Below are 26,011 nucleotides of genomic sequence, written 5' to 3' on the forward strand. Positions count from 1 at the left end.
CCTCCTCTCGAAGGCCCCGCCGCGTCGGGAGCCGCGATATAGGCCACACGACTCCCACCCGTCAACAGCCGATTCGGAAAAATCTTCGCCGGCTGACCGAGCCAGAGGGGAGGGGGGCGCCAGTCCGACGACCTCGGGCCCCCCCCCGACCCCCGTCGCTGCGCTCCGGGGGCCACCCTCCCCTATGGGGAGGGATGAAGGGAGAGGAGGGATGAAGAGAGAAAGGTCGGGCGGCGCCTTGCAAAGGTCTTTATTCTCGGACGAGACGGCGCGATGAATGCGCACCCGCGCGACGAGAGATCCAAAAAGAGCCCCCGATCATGAGCGCCCACGGCCCGAAGAGCGAGGCCCCCTCCGTCGATGCGCCCGAGCGCACCGGCGCCGCCGCCTCCGCGATCGCGACGATCACGCTCGCCGCCTTCCTCCTCCAGGGCGCGAACGGGCTCCTGCAGGCGCTGCTGCCCCTGCGGATGGAGGGGGAGGGGCTGTCGATCGTCGCGATCGGCGCGGTCGCCACCGCCTACGGATTGGGGTTCGCGACGGGCTGCTTCCTCGCGCCGCACCTCGTGCGCCATGTCGGCCACATCCGCGCCTATGCGAGCCTCGCCGCGCTCTCGACCGTCGTCGTGCTCGGCTTCGACGCGGTCGCGGGGACCGGGGTGTGGATCGGCTTGCGCTTCCTCTCGGGAATGGCGCTCGCGGGATTGTTCACCGTCGTCGACAGCTGGGTCAGCGCGACCGCCACGCGCACGAATCGCGGGCGCGTCATCGCGCTCTATCTCGTCGCGACGAAGATCGCGCTCGTCGTCTCGCCGCTCGGCGTCGGGCTCGGCCCGGTCGCGGGATCGGGGCTCGTGATGGTGGTCGCGGGCCTCCTCGCCCTCTCGCTGATCCCGATCGCGGCGACGCTGACGCGCGAGCCGCGGGCACCGACGGTCGTGCGCGTGCGGATCGGGCCGCTCTTCCGGATCGCGCCCTCCGCCGTCCTCGGCGCCTTCGCGGTCGGCCTCGTCAACGGCCCGGTGATCGCGGTCGCGCCGGTCTACGGCCTCTTCGTCGGGCTCTCGGTCGCGGAAGCGGCGACGCTGCTCCTCGCGCTGCAGGCGGGCAGCCTGCTGTTCCAATGGCCGCTCGGCTGGCTCTCCGATCGCGTCGACCGCCGCCGCGTGATCGCGGCGCTCTTCGCGGGGACGACGCTCGCGTGCGGCGCGATCCTCGCGGCGAGCGCGTGGCACTCGGTCGGTTGGCTCGTCCTCGCCTTCGGCCTCTACGGGGGCATCGCGTTGTGCATCTATGCGGTGTGCGTCGCCCATGCCTGCGATCTCGTGCCGGCCGAGGAGATCGTGCCGACCGTCTCGAGCCTCCTCGTCTCCTGGGCGCTCGGCGCGACGCTCGGCCCGCTTCCGGCGACCGCTCTGATGCAGGTCGCCGGCCCCTCCGCCCTGTTCTACTATGTCGGCACGATCGGCCTCGCGCTCGCGCTGTTCGTCGCCCTGCGCATGCGCGTCAAGAGCCGCGAGGCGGCGGGCGGCGGCTTCGTGAACGTGCTCGCGACCTCCGCCGTCACGGCCGAGATCGCCGAGCGCGAGCGGGCGGCCGAGCCCGCGGGCGCGGATGCGCAGCCCCAGCCGCGCGGCCACGCGGTTTGACAGCGGCACGCCCGGCCCTGTTCTATGCAGCCTCGTCAACGAGAGGCCGAAAGAAGGAGACGCCCCGATGGAATACCTGCACACGATGGTCCGCGTCGGCGACCTCGACGCCGCGCTCGCCTTCTATTGCGGCAAGCTCGGCCTCGTCGAGGTGCGCCGCATCGAGAACGAGAAGGGCCGCTTCACGCTCGTCTTCCTCGCCGCACCCGGCGACGTCGAGAAGTCGCGCGACACGCGGGCGCCGCTGCTCGAGCTAACCTACAATTGGGACGAGCACGAATATCAGGGCGGCCGCAATTTCGGCCACCTCGCCTATCGTGTCGACGACATCTACGCCACCTGCCAGAAGCTGATGGACCAGGGCGTCACCATCAACCGCCCGCCGCGGGACGGCCATATGGCCTTCGTGCGCTCGCCGGACGGGATCTCGATCGAGCTCCTCCAGCGCGGCGAGCCGCTGCCGAGCCAGGAGCCCTGGGCCTCGATGCCGAATACCGGCAGCTGGTGAGGTCGCGCCGGAGGCTCGCGTCGTGCAGCCCGTCATCCTCTGCGTCGGCATCGCCACCCTCGACCACGTGTACAAGGTCGCGGAGATGCCGACGCGCGCGGAGAAATACCGGGCGCAGGACCTGACGATCACCACCGGCGGCACCGCGGGCAACGCCGCGATCGCGATGACGCGGCTCGGCGCGCGGGTGTGCCTGCATGCGAGCCTCGGCGAGGACGGCATCGGGCGCGACATCGTCTCGGGCCTCCTCGCCGAGGGCGTCGATTGCTCGCACGTGCGCCGCATCGCCGGGCGCGCCTCGCCGATCTCGGCGATCATCGTGGACGGGCGCGGCGAGCGGCTCGTCGTCTCCTATTCCGATCCGCTCCTGCCGCGCGACACGGATTGGCTGCCGCACCACCTGCCCGACGGCGCCCGCGCCGTCCTCGGGGACACGCGCTGGCAGGAGGGCACGGCCCATCTCTTCCGCCTCGCCCGGGCGGCCGGCATTCCCGCCGTGCTCGACGCCGATCGCGAGCCGACGATCGTGCCCGAGATCCTGGAACTCGCGACCCACGTCGCCTTCTCCATGCAGGGCCTGCGCGACATCACCGGACACGCCGACGCGCGCGCCGCGCTCGAGGCCTATACGGGCGCGGCGGGGCGCTGGGTGGCGGTCACCAATGGCGGGGAGGGGCTGTTCTACCGCTCGGAGGGGCACCTCGTGCACCTCCCGGCCTTCGACGTGCCCGTCGTCGACACGCTCGCGGCGGGCGACGTCTGGCACGGCGCCTTCGCGGTGCGCCTCGCGGAAGGCGCGGGCGAGCACGAGGCCGCGCGCTTCGCCTCGGCGGCGGCGGCGCTCAAGTGCATGCGCTTCGGCGGGCGCGACGGCGCGCCCCGGCGCGACGAGGTCGACGGCTTTCTCGGCGCGCTCGTGCCCGTCTGAGCCGATGCGCTCGCCGATGGCGCGTGGAGCAGGAGGCGGCACGCCGCAGAGTGGTATTTTCCTATCCGGGCGACGGTCGGAAACGCTTGCTTTACGGACGTTCATGTAGAGATGCGGGGAAATCCCGATGGAGGATCCCTCCCGATGCTCTCGCGTCTCAAGCTTTCGACAAAGATCCTGGCACTCGTCCTCGTCTCCGTGGCCGTCACCGCCGCCGGCATGTGGGCCTTCACGGCCCGCGAGATGGCATCGCAGCTCGAGACGCGCGAATACGAGGAGGGGCGCCTGCACATCCGCACCCTCGCCCTCGTCTTCGCCGACCGCGTGCCGGACGCGAGCGTCACCATCGTCGACGGCGGCGTCACCCGGGCGGTCTCGCCGAGCCTCGCGACCTTCGAGGACCACAGTGTGGTCGATCGCACCACCGCCATGACCGAGGGCGTCGCGACGGTGTTCGCCTTCGATCCCGCGCGCGACAATTTCCAGCGGCGCTCGACGACGGTGCGTCGCGAGGACGGCACGCGCGCCGTCGGCACCTATCTCGCCGACGACCATCCGGCCCAGGCCGTGGTGCGCGCCGGGCGGACCTATGTGGGGCCCGCGACGCTGTTCGGGCGCGAATTCGTGACGGTCTACCAGCCCACCGTCGATCAGGGCGGGCGGGTGAACGGCATCCTCTTCATCGGCCTGCCGGTCGAGCGCATGGCGGCGGCGCGCAGCGAGGCGCTGACGGGCATGGCCATCCTCGCGCTCGTGACGACGCTTCTCGTGATCGCGATCGCCGGCTTCGTGGCGCGGGCGCTGTTCCGGCCGCTCGGCACCATCGCCGCGCGCGTCGAGCGCCTCGCTCAGGGCGATCTCGCCTCGCCGATCCCCTTCGCGGAGCGCGGGGACGAGATCGGCGCGGTGGCGCGCGCCGTCGGAATCCTGCGCGACGAGAGCAGCCGCGCTCAGGCGCTCGAGAGCGAGCGCGACGCGGGGCGGGTGGACGAGGAGCGCCGTCGCGCGGCGATGGAGGCGGCGATCGCCGACTTCCGCCGCACCGTCTCCGACCTCACCCGCACGCTCTCGGCGAGCGCCGTCGACCTGCGCGGCCGCGCCGAGGACATGACCTCCGTCTCCGAATCCGCGAGCGAGGCGATCGGCCACGCGGCCCAGGGCTCGCAGGAGACGGCGGCGAACGTCGCGACCGTCGCGAGCGCGGCCGAGGAGCTCTCCGCCTCGATCGCCGAGATCGGCGGGCAGCTCGAGCGCGCGAAATCGCTCGCCGAGCAGGGGCTCGAGGACACCGAGGCGACGAATGCGCGCGTCGGCGGCCTCGCCGAGGCGGCGAGCCGGATCGGCGACGTCGTCGACCTGATCCGCTCGATCGCCGACCAGACCAACCTCCTCGCCCTCAACGCGACCATCGAGGCGGCGCGCGCGGGCGAGGCCGGCAAGGGTTTTGCGGTCGTCGCCGCCGAGGTGAAGACGCTCGCCACCCAGACCGCCAAGGCGACCGAGGAGATCGCCCGTCACATCGCCGGCATCCAGGACTCGACCGACGGCGCCGTCGGCGCCATCCGCGGCATCACCGAGCGCATGCGCGAGATCAACGCCACGACGGTCGCGATCGCCTCGGCGATGACCCAGCAGGGCGCGGCGACGGCCGAGATCTCGCGCAACGTCCAGCACGCCGCGCGCGGCACCGACGAGATCACGACGAGCCTCGGCACCGTAACGGGGGCGTCCGAGCGCACGAGCGCGGCCGCCCATTCGGTCCACGGCGCGACCGAGGCGCTGGAGCGGGCGACGGCGCGTCTCGAGGCGGAGATCGACGGCTTCCTGCGCCGCGTCGCGGCCTGACCCGAGGGAGAAGCCCGACGCCCCTTTCGACCCTTCGGGTCGAGAGACCCCATCCGTCTCCGACCCCTACTCGGGGTCGGAGCCACCTTCCCTTGAAAGGCTGTGAATCTTTCGGAGGCTGTCATCCCGGGCCGCGAAGCGGACCCGGGACCCATATCCTCGAGGATCGTTCGAGCGCGCATGCCGCGCTCGTTCCGCTACCGTTGGACAGCTTGCGTTGGAGAAACGCAGCCTACAGGCTGCGACTGAGACGTCGTGGATATGGGTCCCGGATCGCCTTCGGCGTCCGGGATGACACCGCAACGAAAGATATGAAAACTCTGAGGGGAAGGAGAGGGGGCGTGCCTCCGATGGCGGCGGGACGAAACACGAGCCGATCGGGGCGACCCGGTCGGCTCTTTCGTTTCGGCGGCATGGGCGCGAACCATCGCCGCGCGTCGACATTCTCACATAGGAGAATTCGGCGAGCGGAGGTCGGACGCGTGGGGGATCGGCGCAGGGGCGATGGGCTCGGCGGGGCGTTGCGGGCGATCGTCCGGTCGCGCCTCGCCGTCGCCCTCGTCGCCTTCGCGGCCGGCGTCCTCGGCACGCTCCTCGTGATGAGCCTCCTGCCCGATCGACGCGCCGTGACGAGCCCGGTCCCGCCGGCGCTCGCCGCGGGAAGCCCGGAATTCCGCGCGACGATGGGCGCCCTGTTCGGCAGCCGCATCATTCCCGGCAACGCGATCGAGACGCTCGTGAACGGGGACGAGATCTTCCCCGCGATGCTCGACGCGATCGCGCAGGCGCAGGCGAGCGTCAATTTCGAGACCTACGTCTTCCGCGAAGGACGCCTGCCGCAGGCCTTCCTCGACGCCTTCGCCGAGCGCGCGACGGCCGGGATCGAGGTGCGGCTCGTGCTCGATTGGTACGGCAGCCGGCACATGAGCGATGCCGATTTCGCGCAGCTCGAGGCCGCGGGGGTGCGCTTCGTGCGCTTCCGTCCGATCGCCTGGCATACCCTGATGCGGGCGAACAACCGCACCCACCGCAAGATCCTCGTCGTCGACGGGCGCGTCGGCTTCACGGGCGGCGCCAATATCGGCGACGAATGGCTCGGCGACGCGCGCCATCCCGGCGAGTGGCGCGAGACGCATTTTCGGCTCGACGGGCCCGCCGTCGCCAAGCTCCAGGGCGTGTTCGCGGAGAATTGGGAGGAGGCGACGGGGGAACTCCTGCTGGGCGAGCGCTTCTTTCCCGAACTCGCGCCTGCGGGCGCGGTCGCGGTGCAGATCGCGGCGAGCGAGACGGGCGAGCGCAACGTCATCCACAAGATGCTTCTGACGGCGATCGCCTCGGCGCAGAGCCACGTGCGCATCGGCGTGCCCTATTTCGTGCCCGACGACGTCTCCCTCGCCCAGCTCCGGCTCGCCCGCTCGCGCGGCGTGGCGGTCGACGTGATCGTGCCCGGGCCGCACATGGACAAGGAATTCGTCCAAAGCGCCGCGCGCCACCATTGGGGGGCGCTGCTCGAGGTCGGGGTTCGCATCCACGAATACCAGCCGACCATGTACCACGCGAAGATCGTGATCGTGGACGACGTGCTCGCCTCGATCGGCTCGGCCAATTTCCACGAGCGCACCTTTCGCCTCAACGACGAGGCGAACCTCTTCGTCTACGACGCAAACGTCGTCGCCGAGCAGATCGCCCTGTTCGAGGCCGATCTCGCCCGCTCCAGGGAGGTGACGCTGGCGGAATGGCGCGATCGCCCGCTCGGCGAGCGGGTGACGGACTGGGCATGGAGCTTCTTGCGGGCGCAGTTCTGAGGCTCCGCGACCGCCACCCCGTGTGGCGGGCGTGCGGATGGTCGGACGGGGCGGGAGCGGGTAACCTCGTGCGAACGACCCGATCGAGGAGCCCTCATGACCGCGCCCGCCCCCATCGCCGCCAAGAACCTGCATTTCGATCGCGACGAATTCGCCCGCCGCAAGGAGGCGGTGCTCGGCGAGATGGCGCGCGAGGGGCTCGGCGCGCTCCTCATGTTCCGCCAGGAGAGCATGTATTGGCTCACCGGCTACGACACCTTCGGCTACGTGCATTTCCAGTGCATGGTGCTGACCGACGACGGGCGGATCGTCCTCCTCACCCGCTCGGCGGACCGCCTGCAGGCGGCCTTCACCTCGATCGTGGAGGACGTGCGGATCTGGGTCGATCGCGAGGGGGCGCAGCCGGCGCGGGATCTCGCGGAAATTCTGCGCGGGCTGGGGCTCTCGGGCAAACGCGTCGGCGTCGAATACGAGGCCTACGGGCTCACCGCGGCGAAGGGCAAGGCGCTCGAGGAGGCGCTCGCCGGGCTCGCCGCCACCGCCGACGCCTCGCTCCTCGTGAGCCGGCTGCGCGCCGTCAAGAGCGCGGCCGAGATCGCCCATGTCCGCCGCGCCGCCGCCCTCGCCGACGATGCGCTCGCGGCTGCGCAGGCGCGGGCCGGCGCGGGCGTCGACGAGGCGGAGATCCTCGCCGACATGCACGGCGCGATCCTGCGCGGGGGCGGCGACGACCCGGCGAACGAGTTCATCATCGGCTCGGGCCCCGGCGCCCTGATGTGCCGCTATTATTCGGGCCGGCGGCGGCTCGACGCCGACGATCTCCTGACGCTCGAATTCGCCGGCGTCTACCGGCACTACCACAGCGCCCTGATGCGCACCTTCGTGATCGGGCGCGTCGATCCGCGGGTGCGGGCGATGCACGAGGCCGCGCGCGAGGCGCTGCTCGCGACGGAAGCCGCGCTCGTGCCTGGGCGTCCGCTCGGGGAGGCCTTCGACGCGCATGCCCGCACGCTCGAGGCCGCCGGCTTCGGCCACGCCCGGCTCAACGCCTGCGGCTACTCGCTGGGGACGACCTTCGCGCCCAATTGGATGGATTGGCCGATGCTCTATGCCGGGCAATCCTACGAGGCGCGCCCCGGCAACGTGATCTTCGCCCACATGATCCTGTTCGACGCGCAGGCCGGCCTCGCGATGAGCCTCGCGCGGACCTCGCTCGTCGGCGAGCGGGGGGCGGAGCCTCTGTCGGCGGCGGGGCTCGATCTCGTGGCTTTGTAGGCCGCCTCAGGCGGAGATGCCCGAGCGCACGAGCCAGCAGCCGCTGATCAGCCAGCTGCCGTCCTCCTGGCGCTCGAGGGTGTAGAGCGCGGTCCAGGCATTGCCCGCCTGGTCGGTGAGGAAGACCTCCTTGACCGGGCCGTGCGGGCTCTCGCGCAGCGCGCCGAACACCACCGCGCTCGGGCGGTAGACGGGAGAATAGCCGAGGCGGATCATGCGCATGAACCCCTCGACGGAGGGGAACAGCTGCTTGATCCCCGGCGCCGCGTAGCCGTAGGCGCGTTCGCCGTCGTCGGCGCGAAACGCCTCGATCTGGCCCTCGATCACCGCGCGGATGGCGGCTGCGTCGGCCGATGAAGGCTCGGCGGGCGCCTTCGGCGACACGAGGAACGCGAATGCGACCACGAGGCCGATGGCGAGGAGCGTGCGCAGGGGCCGCATGCGAAGGGAGAGCGAGCGCATGGAGGTCTCCGGTTCGACCGTCGCGAGCGGGAATGCGCCGCGCCGAACGGGAGGTAGGGGAGGGGACGCGCGCGACAAGGACCCGCGCGAGACGGACCCGTCCGCCACGATCCCTCCACATTTGGGGGGTCACATGGTTGACCCAACGACATGGAGCGCTCCGCCGGCTGCGGGCCGGATCCGAAGAGCGCCGGGCCCAGGGGGTGATCGTCCGCTCGGGGACCTTCGCCATGCTCGACAAAGAGAGCGCCGACATCGTCGTCGGCCCGCTGCGCATCTATCCCGACGACCTGCGACCGGCTCTCCAGGAGACGCTCGCCATTCTCGCGGACATCGATTTCCTGCACGAGCAGGAGCGCGAGCGCCTGGAGGCGTGGGATGCCGCGCCGGCGGCCAAGGAGGCGTTGGAGCGCTCGCTGGCGGTTCGCCGAGAGGCCGCGCGCGCGCCGTATCTGATGCGCCTCGAAGAGCTGCGCCTGCGCATGCGGGCCTTGGCCTGGGCGCGATCGGCCTGACCTGGCGCGTGCGCGCGCGAACGGCTCTTGAAGGATCGGGTCCGAGCGCGTAAGCGACGCGCGGGATAGTCGACACCGACAGGGGCGCGCCGAGACATGCATGCCGTACTCGCCGTCGTGCTCGCGGCAGCGATCTCGGCGGGCGCGATCCTCGCCTTGTTTCCGCTGATGCGCCGCTACGCGCTCGCGCGGCCGAACGCGCGCTCGAGCCACCGCGAGCCGACGCCGCAGGGCGGCGGGATCGCGGTCGTCCTCGCGACGCTCCTCGTAGCCACGGGGCTCGGGGCGGTCGTCGCGCCCGATGGCGTCCTCGGCGCGCCGTTCCTCGTCCTCGTCGCGGCGACGATCGCGCTCGCGTGCATCGGCGCCGTCGACGACATCCGCCCCCTCCCGGTCGTGCCGCGGCTGACCGCCCAGGCGATCGCGGTCGCGGCGAGCGTCGCCGCGGCGGCGAGCGAGGCGCGCGTTCTCGGCGACGGGTTCGGCCTTCCGGTGCCGCCGGGGGTCGAGATCGTCCTCGGCACGCTCGCGGGGCTGTGGTTCGTCAACCTCGTCAATTTCATGGACGGGCTCGATTGGATCACCTGCGCGGCGATGGTGCCGATCGTGCTCGCGCTTGGCCTGTTTTCGCTCGCGGGCGCCCTCGATCCGCTGCCGGGGCTCCTCGCCTTCGCGCTCGCGGGCGCGCTCCTCGGCTTCGCGCCGTTCAACAAGCCCGTCGCCCGGCTCTTCCTCGGCGATGTCGGCTCGCTGCCGATCGGGCTCCTCGTCGCCTGGCTCCTCTACGCGCTCGCGAGCGGCGGCCATGTCGCGGCCGCGATCGTCCTGCCGCTCTATCATTGCGCGGACGCGACGCTGACGCTCCTGCGGCGTCTCGCGCGGGGCGAGCGCGTCTGGGAAGCCCACCGTACCCATTTCTACCAGCGGGCGACCGACAACGGGCATTCTCCGCTCGCGGTCTCGACCACCGTCTTCGGCCTCGGGATCGCGCTCGCGCTGATCGCCGCGGCGACGATCGCCTGGCCGGGCCTCGCGACCGACCTCGTCGCGCTCCTCGCCGCGGGCGCGCTCGTCGCGGCCTGCCTCGCCTTCTTCGCCCGAAAGCGCGTGCCCGCGACCTCGCCGTGACCCTTCGCGGCGGGCTCCGACGTCACGCCTCGGCGCGGCCCTCGCGATAGGCGCGGTACCAGCTCACGAAACGCGCCACGCCTTCCTCGACGCCCGTCGCCGGGCGGTACCCCGTGAGCGCCTCGAGCAGGTCGGCGTCGGCGAAGGTCGCCGGCACGTCGCCCTTCTGCATCGGCAGCATGATCTTCCGCGCGGGCGTCCCCAGCGCGCGCTCGAGCGTCTCGACGAAGGCGAGGAGGCCGACCGGCCGCCCCGCGCCGATATTGACGACGCGCCAGGGCGCGGCGGGGGAGAGCGAGTCGCGCGCGCCGACCGGCGCCCCCTCGACCGGCGGCACGTCGACGAGGCGCACGATCGCCTCGGCGAGGTCGTCGATATAGGTGAAGTCGCGCTCCATCCGGCCCTCGCCGTAGATCTCGATCGGCCGCCCCTCCAGGATCGCGGAGGCGAACTTGTAGAGCGCCATGTCCGGCCGGCCCCAGGGCCCGTAGACCGTGAAGAAGCGGAACAGGGTCGTCGGGATCTTCCAGAGGTGGCTGTAGGAATGCGTCATCGCCTCGCCGGCCTTCTTGGTCGCGGCGTAGAGCGTCAGCGGGTGGTCGGCGGCGTCGGTCTCGACGAAGGGCATCTTGGCGTTCGAGCCGTAGACCGAGCTCGTCGAGGCCATCAGGAAGTGGGCGGGCGCGTGGCGGCGCACCTCCTCCATGACGTTGAAGGTGCCGACCAGATTGGCGTCGACATAGGCGCGCGGGTTCTCGAGCGAGTAGCGCACGCCCGCCTGCGCGGCGAGATGGACGACGACGTCCGGCCGCGCCTCCTCGAAGGCGGCGGCGAGCGCGGCCGCGTCCTCGAGCATGATCTCGTGCCCGGAGAAGGCGTTCGAGCGCCGCAGCAGCGCGTGGCGCGCCCGCTTCAGGGCGAGGTCGTAATAGGGCGTCATGCCGTCGACGCCCGTGACGAGGTAGCCCGCCTCGAGCAGACGCCGGGCGACGTGGAAGCCGATGAAGCCGGCGGTTCCGGTGACGAGAGCCCGGCGGGGGGCGGCGGCGTCGCTTGTCGTCATGAGCACTCCTGTCGCCTCGCGCTTAGCCGACCCGTCGGGGCGCGGCAAGAGCCGTGCGGCGGCGTGAAAATCAGACTGTCGGTTATTGTGCGAAACCGCGGGCGATCCCCTCGCGCCCTGCGCCTCCCTATCGTGGCGGGGCTGCCGGTTGCGGGACCGCCGGTTCCGTGCCCCACGCCACGACAATGAGGGAGGACGGACATGAAGAAGGCACTCATCGCCACGGTATCGGCCCTGACGCTGACGGTTTCCGGCCAGGCATTCGCCCAGGAGCCGATCACGATCGGCATCCTCGTCGCGCTGGAGGGCGCCTTCGCGGCCGGCGGGGCGGACGGGGTGCGCAACATCGAGCTCGCGATCCAGCAGCGTGGCGGCACGGCGGGCGGGCGTCCGATCAGGACCATCGTCGCGCCCACCGACACCACGCCGGACACGGCCGTGCGCCAGGCCCGCAAGCTCGTCGAGCAGGACGGGGTGGACTTCATCATCGGTCCCCTGTCGGGCTCCGAGGGCATCGCCATCCGCGACTACGCCAAGACCGTGCCGCAGATGGCGATCATCAACGGCATCTCGGGCGCGCTCGAGACCACCTGGGTCGACCCGGCGCCGAACTTCTTCCGCTTCAACCTCGACGGCGCGCAATGGGGCCAGGGGCTCGGCACCTACGTCGTCGAGGAGAAGGGCTGGACGCGCGTCGCCGCCGTGGCGGCGGACTACTCGTTCGGCTACACGAACTTCCTCGGCTTCGCGGTCGATTTCTGCCGCGCCGGCGGCGAGATCGTCGACCGGTTCTGGGTGCCCCTCGGCTCCGCCGATTTCGCGGGCGTGATCGCCCAGCTCCCCGACGACGTCGACGCGATCTATCTCGGCATGGGCGGCACCGACGCGATCAACTTCCTCAACCAGTACGACCAGGCCGGCGCCGACACGAACCTGATCGGCGGCACGATCATGGCGGATGCCACCGTCCTCGCCTCGCGCGGGCGCGCCAAGGAGGCGCTGATCGGCACGCCGACCTCGGGCGCCTTCGCCCCCGACAATCCGGATCCCGCCTGGCAGGAATACGTCGCCGCCTATCAGGCCGCCTTCCCCGAGAGCGAGCGCTTCCCCGTGCCCTCGCTGTTCGGCGTCGGCTATTACGTCGCGACGCTCGCGGCGCTCGAGGCGCTCGACATGGTCGAGGGCGATCTCTCGAACGACCAGGCCCGCTTCAAGGAGGCGCTCTCGACGATGACGCTGCAGACGCCGCTCGGCGAGGTCACGCTCAACGAGAACCGCCAGGCGACGGGCTCCGTCTTCGTGACCGAGGTCGTCGAGGGGCCGGACGGCAACCTCCAGAGCGTCTTCCGCGCCCGCGTCGACGGCGTCACCCAGACGCTCGGAATGACGCCGGACGAGTTCCGCGCCATGGGCCTGCCCTCGCGCGACACGCCCGATTGCGACGCGCTCGCCGGGCGCTGATCCGGCGCCGCCGGCCGATACGAGACGACGGGGAGCGTGGCGCCGCCGCGCTCCCCGCCCGCCCGCCGGAATGCCGCCCGCGATCTCGCGCGGCGGATGTTGGAGGCCGGCATGTCCCTCATCCGCTACGCCACCCGCATCCACTTCGCGGAACGGGTCCTCGAGGACGCGCTCCCCGAGGAGGTGAAGGCGCGCGGCGTTCTCGCGCCCCTCGTCGTCGTCGACGCCGATACCGGCCCGGCGCTCGCACGCGTGCTCGATTGCCTGCCCGTCGCCTGCCGCCCCCGCGTTCTCGATCTCGCCGGCCTGCCGACCTGCGCGGCGATGGGCGAGGCGGTCGCGCGCGCGCTGCAGGGGCCCGACGCGGAGGAGGGCGGCGGAGCGACGCCCTGCGACGCGGTCATCGGCGTCGGCGGCGCGCCGGCGGTGTCGCTTGCGCAGCAGCTCGCGGGCGACGAGCGGGCGCCCGCGCGCGGATCGCGTCGCTCGGCGCGCGAGCCGATGCCCATCCTCACGGTGCCGACGCTCCCCGGCTGCCTCGGCCTCGGACCGCAGCCCTGGCCGGCGCGCGAGCGGCGCGGCGGGGCATCGGCGCTGAGAGTGCCCGACGTCGTCTTCTGCGATCCGAGCCTGGTGCGGCCGGCCGATCCCGCCCGCCTCGCCGCGTCCGGCATGGACGCGCTCGTCCATTGCCTCGAGGCGTTCCTCGCCAATGTCTGGAACCCGCCGGCCGACGGAATGGCCTATGACGGGCTGCGCCGCGCCTCGCTCTGGCTCGAGCGCCTCGTCGCCGATCCGGCCGATGCGGATGCCGGCCGAGAGATGCTGGCGGCGGCGCTCAACGGGGCGCTCGCCGCGCAGAAGGGGCTCGGCGCGATCCACGCCATCGCCCACGCGCTGGAGACGATGGCGGTGCGCCCCGACAGCCACGGCGAACTCCACGCGGCCTTGGTCGGCCCCGTCCTCGCCTTCAACGCCCCCGCGGTGCCCGAACGCCTCGCCATCGCCGCGCAGGCGTTGCAGGTGAGCGGGGAGGGGCGGGGGGAGGCGTGCGGGCTCGTCGACCATCTCGCCGCTCTGGGCGCGCGGCTCGGCCTGCCCGGCAGCCTCGCCCATCTAGGCCTGACCGCGACCGGCATCGACCGGATCGCCGCCGCCGCCGCCCGCGCGCCCGCCAACCGCGACAATCCCCGCTACGCGAATGCCGCCGACTACCGGCGCATGATCGAGGAAGCCTCATGATCTGCGCAAGAAACACACAAAATGCCTTTACCGTACGCAATAAAGGCGGCTACCCTTGCGTCCTGCCTGTTGGACGGGGGTAGCCATGAGCGTCCCGGTGGCGATCTGCCACGGCAATTTCGGGCGGGTCTGCCTGTTTCGGGTGGACCGCGCGATGGTCCCTCATGCGCACCGCGAGGGCCACCTCGTCTTCCATGTCGAGGGGCCCGCGGGCGAGCTCGAGGTCGACGGCCGCACCTGGCCGGTGGCGCCGGGCCAGGCGGTCGCGGTCAGCCCCTGGCAGACGCACATCTACCGCCCCGTCGTTCCCGGCGTCCCCGTCCTGACGCTCGTCCTCTACATCCGCCCCGCCTGGTTCATCGAGACGGCGCGCAGCGCCACCGCGTCGCTGAATTTCGGCCGCGTCGGCATCGAGGTGACGGACCAGCTCTCCCGGCTCGTCTTCCTCACCGCCCATGCCATGCTCGACCCCGACCGCGACGATCCCGCGATGGAGGAGCGGCTGTCGGGCCTCACGCAGATCGCCTACGACCAGTCCTGGCAATGGACGCCGCGCGGCAGCGCCTTCACCGGGCATTGCCGCGGCACGCGCGACTTCCGCATCCGCAAGGCGCTGCGCCTCCTCCAGGAGGGGGCGGGGGACAGCCTCGACGTCGACGGGGTCGCGCGCGAGGTCGGCCTGTCGCGGCCGCACTTCTACAAGCTCTTCCGCGAGCAGGTCGGGGTGACCCCCAAGCTCTACCTCAACGCCCTCCTGATGGAGCGCGCCATCGAGCGCCTCTCCGACGGCCAGCAGCCCGTCGCCGACATCGGCTTCGATCTCGGCTTTTCCGGACAGGCGAGCTTCTCGCGCTTCTTCATCGCCAACGGCGTCGTCGCCCCGAGCGCGTATCGGCGCAGCGTGCAGGTCGGGTGAGGGCTGCCTCGAGCCGCCACCCCGTGTCATCCCCGGCTGGAGGTCGCGGAGCGACCGGAAGGGAATGGGACCCAGCAAAGGAAGACGCTTGCGGAGCAAGCTCTTGCGGCGGCGACCAGCCGCCTCGTCGGCGGCACGATCGTGTGCTCCGCACATGTCTTGGCGCTGGGTCCCCTTCCCTTACGCCGCTTCGCGGCTCCAGCCGGGGATGACACCCTTGGAGCCCTCCCGCCTCCCGTCTCCCCCGCTTTTGCGACGATCGGCGAACGCGTCAGACTCTCGGGTATGCCGGGGCCGGGGCGGCGCCGCTAGCTTGGAGGTCCGGAGCGGCGCGAGAGAGACGCCGCGCGTGAGGGGAGTGGCGCCTTGCAGGCATTCGTGCGACGCCATCCGGTCTGGTCGGCGATCATCGCGCTCGTCCTGGCCGTGCTGTTGTGGCTGATCCTCGTCCCGTGGTCTCCCGGGATGGAGGCCTCCTTCGGCCGCAAGCGCGTGTTCCTCAACGCCGTCTTCAGCGGGATCACGCTGGGCGCGCTCTATTTCCTCGTCGCCTCCGGCTTCACGCTCATCTTCGGGCTGATGCGCAACGTCAATCTCGCGCACGGCTCGCTCTATCTCGTCGGCGGCTATCTCGGCTTCGAGATCTCGGAGCGTACCGGCTCGTGGCTCTTCGCCTTCCCGGCCGTGTTCCTCATCGTCGCCTTGATGGGCATCGTCCTCCAGAACCAGGTCTTCCGGCGGATGGAGGGCGAGGAGCTGCGCCAGACGCTCGTCACGATCGGGCTCTCGGTCGTGCTCGCGGACATCATGCTGTGGATCTGGGGCGGGCAGAGCTACACGATCATGACGCCCGATTGGCTCGCGGGGCCCGCCGAGGTGCCGATCGTGGCGGGCGTCGACCGCGACGGCGATCCCGTCTACCTGCGCTATCCCCGCGTGCGCATCGCGATCCTCATCGCGGCGATCGTAGTGGGCATCCTGATGTGGCTCGTCCTCAACAAGTCGCGGCTCGGCATGCTGATCCGCGCCGGCGTCGACGATCGCGAGATGCTGGCCGCCTCGGGCATCCGCATTCAATGGGTGTTCCTCGCGGTCTTCGCCTTCGGCGCCGGGCTCGCCGGCATCGGCGGCATCGTCGGCGGGACCTTTCAATCGCTGACGCCGGGCGAGGACACGCGCTTCCTGTTGGCGAGCCTCGTCGTCGTCATCGTCGGCGGCATGGGCTCGATCCCGGGCGCGGCGATCGGCGCGGTGCTGATAGGGCTGTCCGAGCAGCTCGGGCTCGTCTACGCGCCGACCTATTCCGTGGTCTTCACCTTCCTGATCATGGTCGCCGTGCTCGCCTTCCGCCCGCAGGGCCTGATGGGGAGGACGCGCTGATGGCGGCCGGCGGGGCGATCGACACGAAGGCGCAGGCGCCGCGCGAGTCCCAGCGCGAGGAGCCGCTCGCATGGCGGCTCGACCGCATCCCGGTCCAGGTCTGGATCGTGGGCTTCGTGCTCCTGATCATGCCGCTCGTCGCCAACAATTTCTGGCTCTTCCAGGTCTTCGGCTGGACCTTCATCCTGGGCATGATCGCGCTCAGCCTCATGTTCCTCGCCGGCTACGGGGGCATGGTGAGCCTCATCCAGATGACGGTCGCGGGCATCGCAGGCTACATGGTCGCGATCCTCGGGACGTCGGGGATGGCGCAGATCAGCCTCGGCCTGCCGTTCTGGGTGTACATCCCCGCCGCCATCATCGTCGCCGCTGCCTTCGGCACCCTCGTGGGCGCGCTCGCGGTGCGGACCGAGGGCATCTACACGATCATGATCACGCTCGCGGTCGCCGCGGCGTTCTTCTACTTCTCGCGCCAGAACTACGAGATCTTCAACGGCTACAGCGGCTTCAACCTCGTGCTCCCGCCGCGGCTGTTCGGGGTCGACTGGCGCCAGCCGGTGGCGTTCTACTATCTGAGCCTCGGCTGCGCGGTGCTCTGCTATTGCGCCGTCCTGTACGTCTCGCGCAGCCCCTTCGGCCTCGCGCTGCAGGCGACGCGCGACGGGCCGCGGCGGATGGCGGCGCTCGGCTACGACGTCACCGCCATCCGCATCGCCGCCTATACCTTCGCGAGCGTGATCGCGGCGATCGGCGGGATCCTGCTCGTGTGGCAGAACGCGCAGATCTCGCCGGGCACGGTCGGCATCCCGGCGGTGATCGACATTCTGGTGATCGCGGTCGTCGGCGGCATGCGCCGGCCGATCGGACCCTTCATCGGGGCGCTGATCTACGTCCTCCTGCGCACCTTCAGCCCGGACGTGCTGACCGGGTTCGGCCTCTCGGGCGAGCGCTTCAAGACCCTGATCGGGCTCGGCTTTCTCGCGATCGTGTTCTTCTCGCCCGACGGCGTGCTCGGGCTGTGGGACCGCTGGAAGGAGCGCCGGCGTCGGCGCGCCGATCCGCTGCGGCAGGGAGGCCGCTCGTGAGCGCGCTCGCCGCCCGCGTCCCGACCTCCGTCGCCTCCGGCAACGCGCTCGAACTGCGCGGGGTGACGAAGCTCTTCGGCGCGCTCGCCGCGATCACCGACATCACCTTCAGCGTCCGCCCCGGCGAGCGCCGCGCGGTGCTCGGCTCGAACGGGGCGGGCAAGACGACCCTGTTCAATTGCATCACCGGCGATTTCCTGCCGACCTCGGGCACGATCCGGCTGTTCGGCGAGGACGTCACCACCTTCCCCGCCTACGAGCGCATCCGCCGCGGCCTGCGGCGCACCTACCAGATCAGCCTCCTGTTCGGCGGCCTGAGCGTCGCCGACAACGTCTACGTCGCCTGTCGCGGGGTGAGCCGCGGGCGCTTCTCGCTCCTGCGGCCGCGGCGCGGCGATTCGCTCGTCGCGCGGGCGGACGAGCTGATCGAGGCGGTGCACCTCACGGGCGTGCGGGACACCCTCGTCTCCGAGCTCAGCTACGGCCAGCAGCGCCAGCTCGAGATCGCCCTCGCGCTCGCCGGCGCCCCCCGCTTCGTGCTGTTCGACGAGCCCGCCGCCGGCCTCTCGCCCGCCGAGCGGCGCGACCTCATCGAGATCCTCAACGGCCTGCCCGCCCATATCGGCTTCATCATCATCGAGCACGACATGGACGTCGCTCTGCGCGTGTCCGAGAGCGTGACGATGATGCACAACGGGCGCGTGTTCAAGGAGGGCACGCCGGCCGAGATCGAGGACGATCCGGAGGTCCAGGAGCTCTATCTCGGGGACGGGAGCCACGCCCATGGCTGAGCGCGCCTCCGCCCCCGCCCTCGAGATCCGCGGCCTGAGCGTCTTCTACGGCGCGAGCCACGCGCTGCAGGGCGTCGACCTGCGCCTCTCCTCGGGCGTCCTGTCGGTGGTGGGCCGCAACGGCATGGGCAAGACGACGCTCTGCAAGGCGATCATGGGGCTCGTGCCGGTCGCGGGCGGGTCGATCGCGCTGCACGGGCAGAACCTCGTCGGCCGCACGCCCTCCGAGATCGCGCGGCTCGGCATCGGCTACGTGCCGCAGGGGCGCCGGCTGTGGCGCTCGCTCTCGGTCGACGAGCACCTGCGCATGGTCGCGCGCAAGGGCGGCGCCTGGAGCGTCGAGCGCGTCTACGACACCTTCCCGCGCCTCGCCGAGCGGCGCGGCAACGGCGGCGCCCAGCTCTCCGGCGGCGAGCAGCAGATGCTCGCCATCGGCCGCGCGCTCCTCCAGAACCCGCGGCTCCTCGTGATGGACGAGCCGACGGAGGGCCTCGCGCCGGTGATCGTGGCGCAGGTCGAGGACATGCTGATCCGGCTCGGAGAGAGCGGCGACGTCGACGTGCTCCTCATCGAGCAGAATATCGGCGTCGCCTGCGCGGTCGCCGAGACGGTGGCGATCATGCTCAACGGGCGCATCGTCCGCTCGGTCCCCGCCCGCGAGCTCTCCGCCGACAGGGCGCTGCAGCAGCGCCTTCTCGGGGTCGGCCGCCACGCCCACGACGAGACGCCGGAGACCGAAAGCGGCTCGGCGGAGGCGGACGGACGCGAGCCGGAGAAGACCGATGCCGCGCCGCTGCGGCGGATCTGGCAGGCGAACCCGAAGCCGCCGACGCGCTGGTCGCAGCCCGTGCCCTATGCCGTCCACGAGCGTCTCGCGCGCGTCGTCACGAGCGACGGAGCCGCCACGCTCCCGACCCAGGAGACGCCGATCCGCGCGCTCGCGCCGGTGGGCGGGGAGGTCGTGCTCGTCGCCGGCACGCTCGACACGAAGGGCGAGGAACTGCGCCACATGCGCGATCTCGTGCGCGCGGCGGGTCTCGCGGTACGCCTCGTCGACCTCTCGACCTCCGGTACGCATACCGGCGCGGACGTGCCCGCCCATCAGGTCGCGGCCTTCCACCCGCGCGGGGCGGCGGGCGTGTTCACCGGCGATCGCGGGCAGGCGGTCGCGGGGATGACGCTCGCCTTCGCGCGCTGGATCGCCCGCCAGGAGGGCATCGCCGGCGTGCTCTCGGCCGGCGGATCGGGAGGCACGGCGATCGTCGCGCCGGCGATGCGCGCGCTGCCGGTCGGCGTGCCGAAGCTGATCGTCTCGACCGTCGCGTCGGGCGAGGTCGGCCGCTATGTCGGGCCCTCCGACATCATGATGATGCATTCCGTCGCCGACGTGCAGGGGCTCAACGCCATCACCCGCGCCGTCCTCGGCAATGCCGCGCAGGCGATGGTCGGCATGGTGCAGGCCCGCAAGGCGGCGGCGCCCGCGCGCGGCGAGCGCCCCGCGGTCGTGCTCTCGATGTTCGGCGTGACGACGCCCGCCGTGCAGCAGGTCCAGGCCCTCCTGCGCGAGGATTGGGACTGCCTCGTCTTCCACATGACGGGGATCGGCGGCCAGGCGATGGAGAAGCTGATCGACGGGGGCCAGGCGCGCGGCGTGATCGACGTCACGACGACCGAATTGTGCGACCACCTCTTCGGCGGCGTCTTCCCCTGCACGGAGGACCGGCTCGGCGCCGTGATCCGCACGCGCATCCCCTATATCGGCTCCGTCGGCGCCCTCGACATGGTCAATTTCGGCCCGCGCGACACGGTGCCCGAGCGCTATCGCGGACGCCTCCTCTACGACCACAATCCGCAGGTGACGCTGATGCGCACCGATGCGGCGGAGAGCGCGCAGATGGGCCGCTGGCTCGCCGAGCGCCTCAACCGGATGGACGGGCAGGTGCGCTTCTTCCTGCCGGAAGGCGGCGTCTCGGCGCTCGACGCGCCGGGGAAGCCCTTCGACGATCCGCGCGCGCGCCGGGCCCTGTTCGAGGCGATCGAGGGGGGCGTTCGCCAGACCGCGTCGCGCCAGGTGATCCGCGTGCCCCACCACGTCAACGATCCCGCCTTCGCCGCGGCGCTCGTCGCCGCCTTCCGCAACCTGCACGGCGACCGTCCGGCTCGCCGGCGCGCGCAACAGCGGGTGCCCGCATGAGAGACCGCGCCGCCATCCTCGAGCGCCTGCGCGCCATGATCGCCCGCGGCGAGCCGATCGTCGGCGGCGGCGCAGGCACCGGCCTCTCCGCCAAATGCGAGGAGGCGGGGGGGATCGACCTCATCGTCATCTACAATTCCGGCCGCTACCGCATGGCCGGGCGCGGCTCCCTCGCCGGGCTGATGCCCTATGGCGACGCGAACGCGATCGTCGTCGAGATGGCGGCCGAGGTCCTGCCCGTCGTGCGCCGCACCCCCGTCCTCGCGGGCGTGTGCGCGACGGACCCGTTCCGGATGATGGACGTGTTCCTCGACGAATTGGCGCGCATCGGCTTCGCCGGCGTGCAGAACTTCCCGACCGTCGGCCTCATCGACGGCACCTTTCGCGCCAATCTCGAGGAGACCGGGATGGGCTACGGGCTCGAGATCGACATGATCGCGACGGCCCGCGCCAAGAACCTGCTGACCACCCCTTACGTCTTCGACGAGGACCAGGCGGCGGCGATGGCGCGCGCCGGCGCCGACATCCTCGTCGTCCATCTCGGGCTGACGACGGGTGGCAGCATCGGCGCGCAGACCGCGCTCTCGCTCGAAGACTGCCCCGCGATCGTCGAGCGCTGCGCTCAGGCGGCTCTGCGCGAGCGCTCCGACGTCATCGTCCTCGTCCACGGCGGCCCGGTCGCCATGCCCGAGGACGCGGATTTCATCCTGAAGAACACCACCGCCTGCCACGGCTTCTACGGCGCCTCCTCGATGGAGCGCCTGCCGGCCGAGCGCGCGCTGACCGAACAAACGAGAGCCTTCAAGCGCCTGTCCGGGCGCTCTGGAGCGGGAGGGGAAGGATCGCCATGACGGGGCAACTCATCGGACAGCTGATCCTCTGGCTGATCGTGGCGGTGGTCGTCATCGCCATCGTCTACTGGGTGATGCAATGGCTCTACCGCCGCTCGACGAAGGAGGTCGCCTTCGTGCGCACCGGCTTCCTCGGCGAGAAGGTGGTGATCGACGGCGGCGCCTTCGTCTGGCCGATCGTTCACGACACGACGCCGGTCAACATGAACGTGCTGCCCCTGCGGGTGAGCCGCGCGCGGGGCGACGCGCTGATCACGAAGGACCGGATGCGCGTCGACGTCGATGCGGAGTTCTATGTGCGCGTGCGGCCCGAGCGCAGCGCGGTCGCGATGGCCGCCTCGACGCTGGGGCGGCGGACGATGGAGCCCGAGCAGCTCCACGCGCTCCTCTCCGGCAAGTTCGAGAGCGCGCTGCGGGCGATCGCGGCCGAGATGGACATGGGCTTCATGCACGAGCACCGCGCGGCCTACGTGGCGCGGGTGCGCGAGCTCGCCCAGGAGGACCTCGAGAAGAACGGCCTCGAGCTCGAATCCGTCGCGATCCTCGACATCGACCAGACGAGCCTCGAATATTTCAACCCCTCGAACCGCTTCGACGCGGAGGGCCTGACCGCGCTCATCAAGGACATCGAGGCGCGGCGCAAATTGCGCAACGACATCGAGCAGGAGACCGTCGTCCTCATCCGCGCCCGCAATCTCGAGGCCGAGCGGCAGGTGCTCGACATCGAGCGCGAATCCGAATCCGCGCGGCTCGAACAGGAGCGCGAGATCGAGATCCGCCGCGCCCGCCAGCGCGCCGAGCTCGCCCGCGAGCGGGCCGAGCGCGAGACCGAGGCGGAGACCGCGCAGATCACCGCCCGCGAGGCCATCGAGAAGAGCCGCATCCACAACGACCGCGCCATCGCCGAGGAGCGCATCGCCTCCGAGCGCGAGATCCGCTCGCGCGAGATCGCCCGCACCAAGGCGGTGGAGGCCGAGGAGATCGCCGCGCGCGAGGCGGTCGAGAAGGCGCGCATCCTCACCGAGCGCGCGGTCCGCGAGGCGCGCATCGAGAACGAGCGCGAGACGCAGGCCCGCGAGATCGAGAAGCAGAAGGTGCTCGAAGCCGCCGAGATCGCGGCGCGCGAGGAGACCGAGCGCGCCCGCATCAGCCAGGAGCGGGCCGTCGTCGAGGCGCGCATCGCCCGCGACCGCGAGACCCAGGCAGCCGAGATCGAGCGCCAGCGCGCGATCCAGCAGGCCGAGATCGCCGCGCACGAGGAGACCGAGAAGCGCCGCATGGCCGAGACGCTCCTCCTCAACCAGACCCGCATCGCGGGCGAGGAGAAGGTGCGGATGCAGGAGATCGCCCGGCAGCGGGCGCTCGAGGAGGCCGAGATCGCGGCCCGCGAGGCGGTCGAGCGCGCCCGCATCGCCCAGGCCGCCGAGATCGACGAGCGGCGCATCGCCGAGGACCGGCGCATCCGCGAATTGGAGATCGAGCGCCAGAAGGCCGTCGAGGCGGCCGAGATCGCGGCGAGCCAGGCCGTCGAGGCCGCGCGCATCGCCCGCGAGAAGGCGCTCGCCGCCGAGCGGATCGACGCGGACGGCGATTCCCGCAACCGCGAGATCGCCCGCAACCGCACGATCGACGAGGCTCGCGTCGCGGCGGAGGAGGCGGTGGAGGCCGCGCGCATCGCGACCGCGCTCGAGCTCGAGCAGAAGCGCATCGAGAGCCAGCGCACCCGCGAGGTCAGCGAGATCGCCCGCAAGAAGGCGGTCGAGACCGCCGAGCAGGCGCGCGTCGTCGCCCTTTCGGCCGAGCGCGCCAAGGCGGCCGCGGCCGAGGCCTCGGTCAAGCAGGCGCTCATCCTCGCCCAGCGCGACGTCGAGACGACCGACGTCTCCCGCGAGCAGGCGGTGGAGGCCGCGCGGCTCGAGCGTCGGCGCGCGCTGGAGCAGCTCGAGATCGCCCGCGTCCAGGCGCTGCGCGAAGCCGAGATCGAGAGCCGCGAGGACGTCGAGCGCGCCCGCATTGCCTCCGAGCGGCAGCTCGACGAGATCCGCATCGACCACGAGACCCTCCGTCGCCGGCTCGAGGTCGACCGCGAGCGTGCGGTCGAGACGGCGATGATGGAGAAGGCGATCGCGCTCGCGCAGAAATCGCTCGAGGAATCGGCCGCGCGCGCCGAGGCCGAGGCCGGCCGCGCCCGCGCCGCCGAGGCCGAGGAGCGGGTCAAGACCGTGCGCGAGAAGGAGGTGGCCGAGCGGCGCAAGTCGGTCGACGTGCTCATGGCCGAGAAGGCCGCGGCGGAGGCCCGCCACCTCGCCGAGGCGCAGAAGCTGCGCGCGATCGTCGAGGCGGAGGCGCAGCGGCTCGTCAACGAGGCGGAGAACATCCTCACCGACGAGGCGCGCCACTCCCTCTTCCGGCGCAAGCTCCTCGAACATGTCGAGGGCATCGTCGCGGCGTCCGTCAAGCCGCTCGAGAAGATCCAGGACATCCGGATCATGCAGCTCGACGGCATCGGCGGGGGCGCCAACGGGCGCGATTCGAGCCCCACCGACGAGGTCATCTCGTCCGCTCTGCGCTACCGCGTGCAGGCGCCGCTGATCGACCGGCTGCTCGCCGATATCGGCATCGACGGCGGCGGGCTCGCCAAGCAGGGCGGCCTCATCCGCGAGGCCTCCGACATGCAGCGCATCGCCGATAGCGCCGCGAAGGCGCCGAAGCCGAAGGCGCCGAACAAGGTCGACGGGGAGAAGGCTTGAGATGGCGCGCGTCTACGTCTCCTCCGTCATCGACGCACCCGTGGCGAAGGTCTGGGAGCGGGTGCGCGACTTCAACGCGCTCCCGCGCTGGCACCCCGCGATCCGCGACAGCCGGATCGAGAACGGCGAGCCGAGCGACCGCGTCGGCTGCGTGCGCGACTTCCATCTCCAGAACGGGGATAGGATTCGCGAGAAGCTGCTCGGCCTGTCCGATTACGACTTCTTCTGCACCTATTCGATCCTCGAATCCCCGATGCCGCTCACCGGCTACGTCGCGACCCTGCGGCTGACCCCCGTCACCGACGGCGACCGCACCTTCGCGGAATGGACGGCGGAGTTCGACTGCGCCCCCGAGGCCGAGGAGGGTCTCGTCTCGGGCATCGGCACCAACGTCTTCCAGGCGGGCTTCAACGCCCTCAAGCGGCAGGTGGCGGGCTGATGGTCAAGGTCGTCAAATCGACGGTGGTCGATGCGCCGGTCGAGGCCGTGTGGGAGGTCCTGCGCGACTTCAACGGCCACGATCGCTGGCATCCGATCGTCGCCGACAGCGTCGTCGAGCGCGGCCTGCCCTCCGACAAGGTGGGCTGCGTGAGGAGCTTCCATCTGCGCGACGGCTCGCATCTGCGCGAGCTCCTGCTCACCCTGTCGGACGCCGACATGGCGTTCTCCTATTGCCTCCTCGATACCCCGGTGCCGCTCCTCAACTACGTCGCCCATGTCCGGCTCGCCCCGGTCACCGACGGGGATCGCACCTTCTGGCACTGGGAGAGCCGCTTCGACGCCCCGCCGGGACGCGAGAAGGAGCTGCACGCGATGGTATCCGAAGGCGTCTATCAGAGCGGGTTCGACGCGATCCGCGCGCATCTCGCGGGAGGAGCCTGAGATGGCGGTGAGCGTCGAGACCCATGCGAGCCTCGCCGACGCCGCCCGCGCCGTCGGATCGGGCGCCACCTATCTCGGCGGCGGAACGCTCGTGATGCGCGCCGTCAACGCGGGCGCGCTGCAGGGCGCGATCGTCCGCGCGACCGACCCCGCTCTGCGCGCCATCCAGGCGGGCGGGGAGGGGGTGCGGATCGGCGCCGGGGCGACCATGGCGGAGATCCTCGCGAGCCGCGATCTCGACTTCCTCCACCCCGTCGCCCGCGCAGTCGGTGGGCCGCAGGTGCGGGCGATGGCGAGCGTCGGCGGCAATCTCTTCGCGCCCCACCCCTATGGCGACTTCGCCGCGGCTTTGATCGCGCTCGGCGCCCGCGCGCTCCTCGCCCAGGGGGGCACCCGCGCGGTCGAGGATCTCGTGCGCGACCGGCAGACGGGGGGAGGGCGACCGCCGCTCGTCGCCGCGATCGAGGTCGCGCGCCCGCGCGATCCGCGCGCCTTCGGGTGGCTGAAGGTGGCCCGCGTCAAGCCCAAGGGCGTCTCGGTCCTCTCGATCGCGGCCCATCTGCCGCGCGAGGGCGGGCGCATCCGCGGCGCGCGCGTCGCCTTCGGCGCGATGGGCCCGACGCCTCTGCGCGCGCCCGGCCCCGAGCGGGCGCTCGAGGGACAGGCGCTCGACGCCGCCACCATCGCCCGCGCCGCCCAGGCCGCGGCGGAAGGGCTCGATCCGCCGAGCGACGCGCTCGCCTCGGCCTGGTACCGGCGCGAGGTCGCCGGCGTGCATCTGCGTCGCCTGCTGGAGAGCATGGCATGAGCCTCGAGCCCGTCACCTTCACCCTCAACGGCAGCCCGCGAGCGGCCTTCGCGAGCCCGGGCCAGAACCTGCTCGACTTCCTGCGCCGGGGCGTCGGCGACCTCTCGCCGAAATACGGCTGCGGCCAGGGCACCTGCGGGGCCTGCACGGTGACGATCGACGGCGTGCCCCACCTCGCCTGCCTCGTCCTCGCCGTCGCGGTCCAGGGCCGCGCGGTCGGCACGGCGGCGGGGCTCGCCAAGGGCGCCGAGCTCGATCCGCTGCAGGTCGCCTTCATGGAGCGCTTCGCGGCGCAGTGCGGCTATTGCACGCCGGGCATGCTGGTCTCGGCGCGCGCGCTCCTCGACCGCAATCCCCGCCCGAGCCGCGAGGAGGTGATCGAGGCGATCTCCGGCAACGTCTGCCGCTGCACCGGCTACGAGCCGATCATCGACGCGATCCTGGACGTCGCCGAAGGGAGGGTGCGGGCATGA

General features: G+C 71.6%; 23 protein-coding genes. 21 read left to right on the forward strand and 2 right to left on the reverse strand.

Features of this window, described 5'->3' with window-relative positions:
- Window positions 1-320 precede the first annotated feature (320 nt).
- From ACK4UM_RS12020 to ACK4UM_RS12045, 6 genes are all read left to right on the forward strand, one after another.
- The gene (locus ACK4UM_RS12020) at window positions 321-1,649 is read left to right on the forward strand and encodes an MFS transporter (protein ID WP_409799091.1); all 1,329 of its coding nucleotides are present in this window, start codon (window positions 321-323) and stop codon (window positions 1,647-1,649) included.
- A 67-nt stretch (window positions 1,650-1,716) separates the two neighbouring features.
- A complete protein-coding gene (locus ACK4UM_RS12025; protein ID WP_409799093.1) occupies window positions 1,717-2,157 on the forward strand; it encodes a VOC family protein in 441 nt (146 codons plus the stop codon).
- A 22-nt stretch (window positions 2,158-2,179) separates the two neighbouring features.
- Window positions 2,180-3,085, forward strand: coding sequence for a PfkB family carbohydrate kinase (locus tag ACK4UM_RS12030; RefSeq protein WP_409799095.1), 906 nt, complete (start codon window positions 2,180-2,182; stop codon window positions 3,083-3,085).
- Between the two features lie 144 nt (window positions 3,086-3,229).
- On the forward strand, window positions 3,230-4,930 hold the full coding sequence (locus ACK4UM_RS12035) for a methyl-accepting chemotaxis protein (protein WP_409799096.1): 1,701 nt from the start codon (window positions 3,230-3,232) through the stop codon (window positions 4,928-4,930).
- 482 nt (window positions 4,931-5,412) lie between these two features.
- On the forward strand, window positions 5,413-6,735 hold the full coding sequence (cls, locus tag ACK4UM_RS12040; RefSeq protein WP_409799099.1) for a cardiolipin synthase: 1,323 nt from the start codon (window positions 5,413-5,415) through the stop codon (window positions 6,733-6,735).
- 96 nt (window positions 6,736-6,831) lie between these two features.
- Complete coding sequence (locus tag ACK4UM_RS12045; protein WP_409799102.1) at window positions 6,832-8,010, forward strand: M24 family metallopeptidase; 1,179 nt, start codon at window positions 6,832-6,834, stop codon at window positions 8,008-8,010.
- 6 nt (window positions 8,011-8,016) lie between these two features.
- Here ACK4UM_RS12045 and ACK4UM_RS12050 read toward each other — a convergent pair whose 3' ends face one another.
- Window positions 8,017-8,472, reverse strand: coding sequence for a DUF4864 domain-containing protein (locus ACK4UM_RS12050; RefSeq protein WP_409799105.1), 456 nt, complete (start codon window positions 8,470-8,472; stop codon window positions 8,017-8,019).
- A gap of 230 nt (window positions 8,473-8,702) precedes the next feature.
- Here ACK4UM_RS12050 and ACK4UM_RS12055 point away from each other — a divergent pair, with 230 nt between their 5' ends.
- Window positions 8,703-8,987 (forward strand): hypothetical protein, encoded by a 285-nt coding sequence (locus ACK4UM_RS12055; RefSeq protein ID WP_409799108.1) that lies wholly within the window; start codon window positions 8,703-8,705, stop codon window positions 8,985-8,987.
- 96 nt (window positions 8,988-9,083) lie between these two features.
- On the forward strand, window positions 9,084-10,115 hold the full coding sequence (locus tag ACK4UM_RS12060) for a glycosyl transferase (RefSeq protein WP_409799111.1): 1,032 nt from the start codon (window positions 9,084-9,086) through the stop codon (window positions 10,113-10,115).
- A gap of 22 nt (window positions 10,116-10,137) precedes the next feature.
- Here the strand turns inward: ACK4UM_RS12060 and ACK4UM_RS12065 are convergent, their stop codons facing one another.
- The gene (locus tag ACK4UM_RS12065; RefSeq protein WP_409799114.1) at window positions 10,138-11,178 is read right to left on the reverse strand and encodes an SDR family NAD(P)-dependent oxidoreductase; all 1,041 of its coding nucleotides are present in this window, start codon (window positions 11,176-11,178) and stop codon (window positions 10,138-10,140) included.
- Window positions 11,179-11,379: 201 nt separating this feature from the next.
- On the opposite strand from ACK4UM_RS12065, the gene ACK4UM_RS12070 reads away from it, so the two are divergent.
- From ACK4UM_RS12070 to ACK4UM_RS12130, 13 genes are all read left to right on the forward strand, one after another.
- Entirely contained in the window at window positions 11,380-12,639 is a 1,260-nt protein-coding gene (locus ACK4UM_RS12070) for an ABC transporter substrate-binding protein (RefSeq protein WP_409799117.1), read from the forward strand.
- 111 nt (window positions 12,640-12,750) lie between these two features.
- On the forward strand, window positions 12,751-13,881 hold the full coding sequence (locus ACK4UM_RS12075; protein WP_409799120.1) for an iron-containing alcohol dehydrogenase: 1,131 nt from the start codon (window positions 12,751-12,753) through the stop codon (window positions 13,879-13,881).
- 85 nt (window positions 13,882-13,966) lie between these two features.
- Window positions 13,967-14,797, forward strand: coding sequence for an AraC family transcriptional regulator (locus ACK4UM_RS12080; RefSeq protein WP_409799122.1), 831 nt, complete (start codon window positions 13,967-13,969; stop codon window positions 14,795-14,797).
- A 366-nt stretch (window positions 14,798-15,163) separates the two neighbouring features.
- Window positions 15,164-16,177 (forward strand): branched-chain amino acid ABC transporter permease, encoded by a 1,014-nt coding sequence (locus ACK4UM_RS12085; protein ID WP_409799125.1) that lies wholly within the window; start codon window positions 15,164-15,166, stop codon window positions 16,175-16,177.
- Window positions 16,177-17,262, forward strand: a complete 1,086-nt coding sequence (locus ACK4UM_RS12090; RefSeq protein WP_409799128.1) for a branched-chain amino acid ABC transporter permease — start codon at window positions 16,177-16,179, stop codon at window positions 17,260-17,262. The genes ACK4UM_RS12085 and ACK4UM_RS12090 overlap by 1 nt, the downstream gene beginning before the upstream one ends.
- Window positions 17,259-18,053, forward strand: coding sequence for an ABC transporter ATP-binding protein (locus tag ACK4UM_RS12095; RefSeq protein WP_409799131.1), 795 nt, complete (start codon window positions 17,259-17,261; stop codon window positions 18,051-18,053). Before ACK4UM_RS12090 ends, ACK4UM_RS12095 begins: the two co-directional genes overlap by 4 nt.
- Window positions 18,046-20,247: an ABC transporter permease gene (locus tag ACK4UM_RS12100; protein WP_409799134.1), complete on the forward strand. Its 2,202-nt coding sequence runs from the start codon at window positions 18,046-18,048 to the stop codon at window positions 20,245-20,247. Before ACK4UM_RS12095 ends, ACK4UM_RS12100 begins: the two co-directional genes overlap by 8 nt.
- Window positions 20,244-21,098, forward strand: coding sequence for a phosphoenolpyruvate hydrolase family protein (locus ACK4UM_RS12105; protein ID WP_409799137.1), 855 nt, complete (start codon window positions 20,244-20,246; stop codon window positions 21,096-21,098). Before ACK4UM_RS12100 ends, ACK4UM_RS12105 begins: the two co-directional genes overlap by 4 nt.
- Window positions 21,095-23,848, forward strand: coding sequence for a flotillin domain-containing protein (locus tag ACK4UM_RS12110; RefSeq protein ID WP_409799141.1), 2,754 nt, complete (start codon window positions 21,095-21,097; stop codon window positions 23,846-23,848). The genes ACK4UM_RS12105 and ACK4UM_RS12110 overlap by 4 nt, the downstream gene beginning before the upstream one ends.
- 1 nt (window position 23,849) lies before the next feature.
- Entirely contained in the window at window positions 23,850-24,287 is a 438-nt protein-coding gene (locus ACK4UM_RS12115; RefSeq protein ID WP_409799144.1) for an SRPBCC family protein, read from the forward strand.
- On the forward strand, window positions 24,287-24,730 hold the full coding sequence (locus ACK4UM_RS12120; protein WP_409799147.1) for an SRPBCC family protein: 444 nt from the start codon (window positions 24,287-24,289) through the stop codon (window positions 24,728-24,730). Before ACK4UM_RS12115 ends, ACK4UM_RS12120 begins: the two co-directional genes overlap by 1 nt.
- Before the next feature lies 1 nt (window position 24,731).
- Window positions 24,732-25,538, forward strand: a complete 807-nt coding sequence (locus ACK4UM_RS12125; RefSeq protein ID WP_409799149.1) for an FAD binding domain-containing protein — start codon at window positions 24,732-24,734, stop codon at window positions 25,536-25,538.
- Entirely contained in the window at window positions 25,535-26,011 is a 477-nt protein-coding gene (locus ACK4UM_RS12130) for a (2Fe-2S)-binding protein (RefSeq protein ID WP_409799152.1), read from the forward strand. Before ACK4UM_RS12125 ends, ACK4UM_RS12130 begins: the two co-directional genes overlap by 4 nt.

This window comes from Salinarimonas sp. (genome assembly GCF_046292825.1).
Lineage (GTDB): Bacteria > Pseudomonadota > Alphaproteobacteria > Rhizobiales > Beijerinckiaceae > Salinarimonas.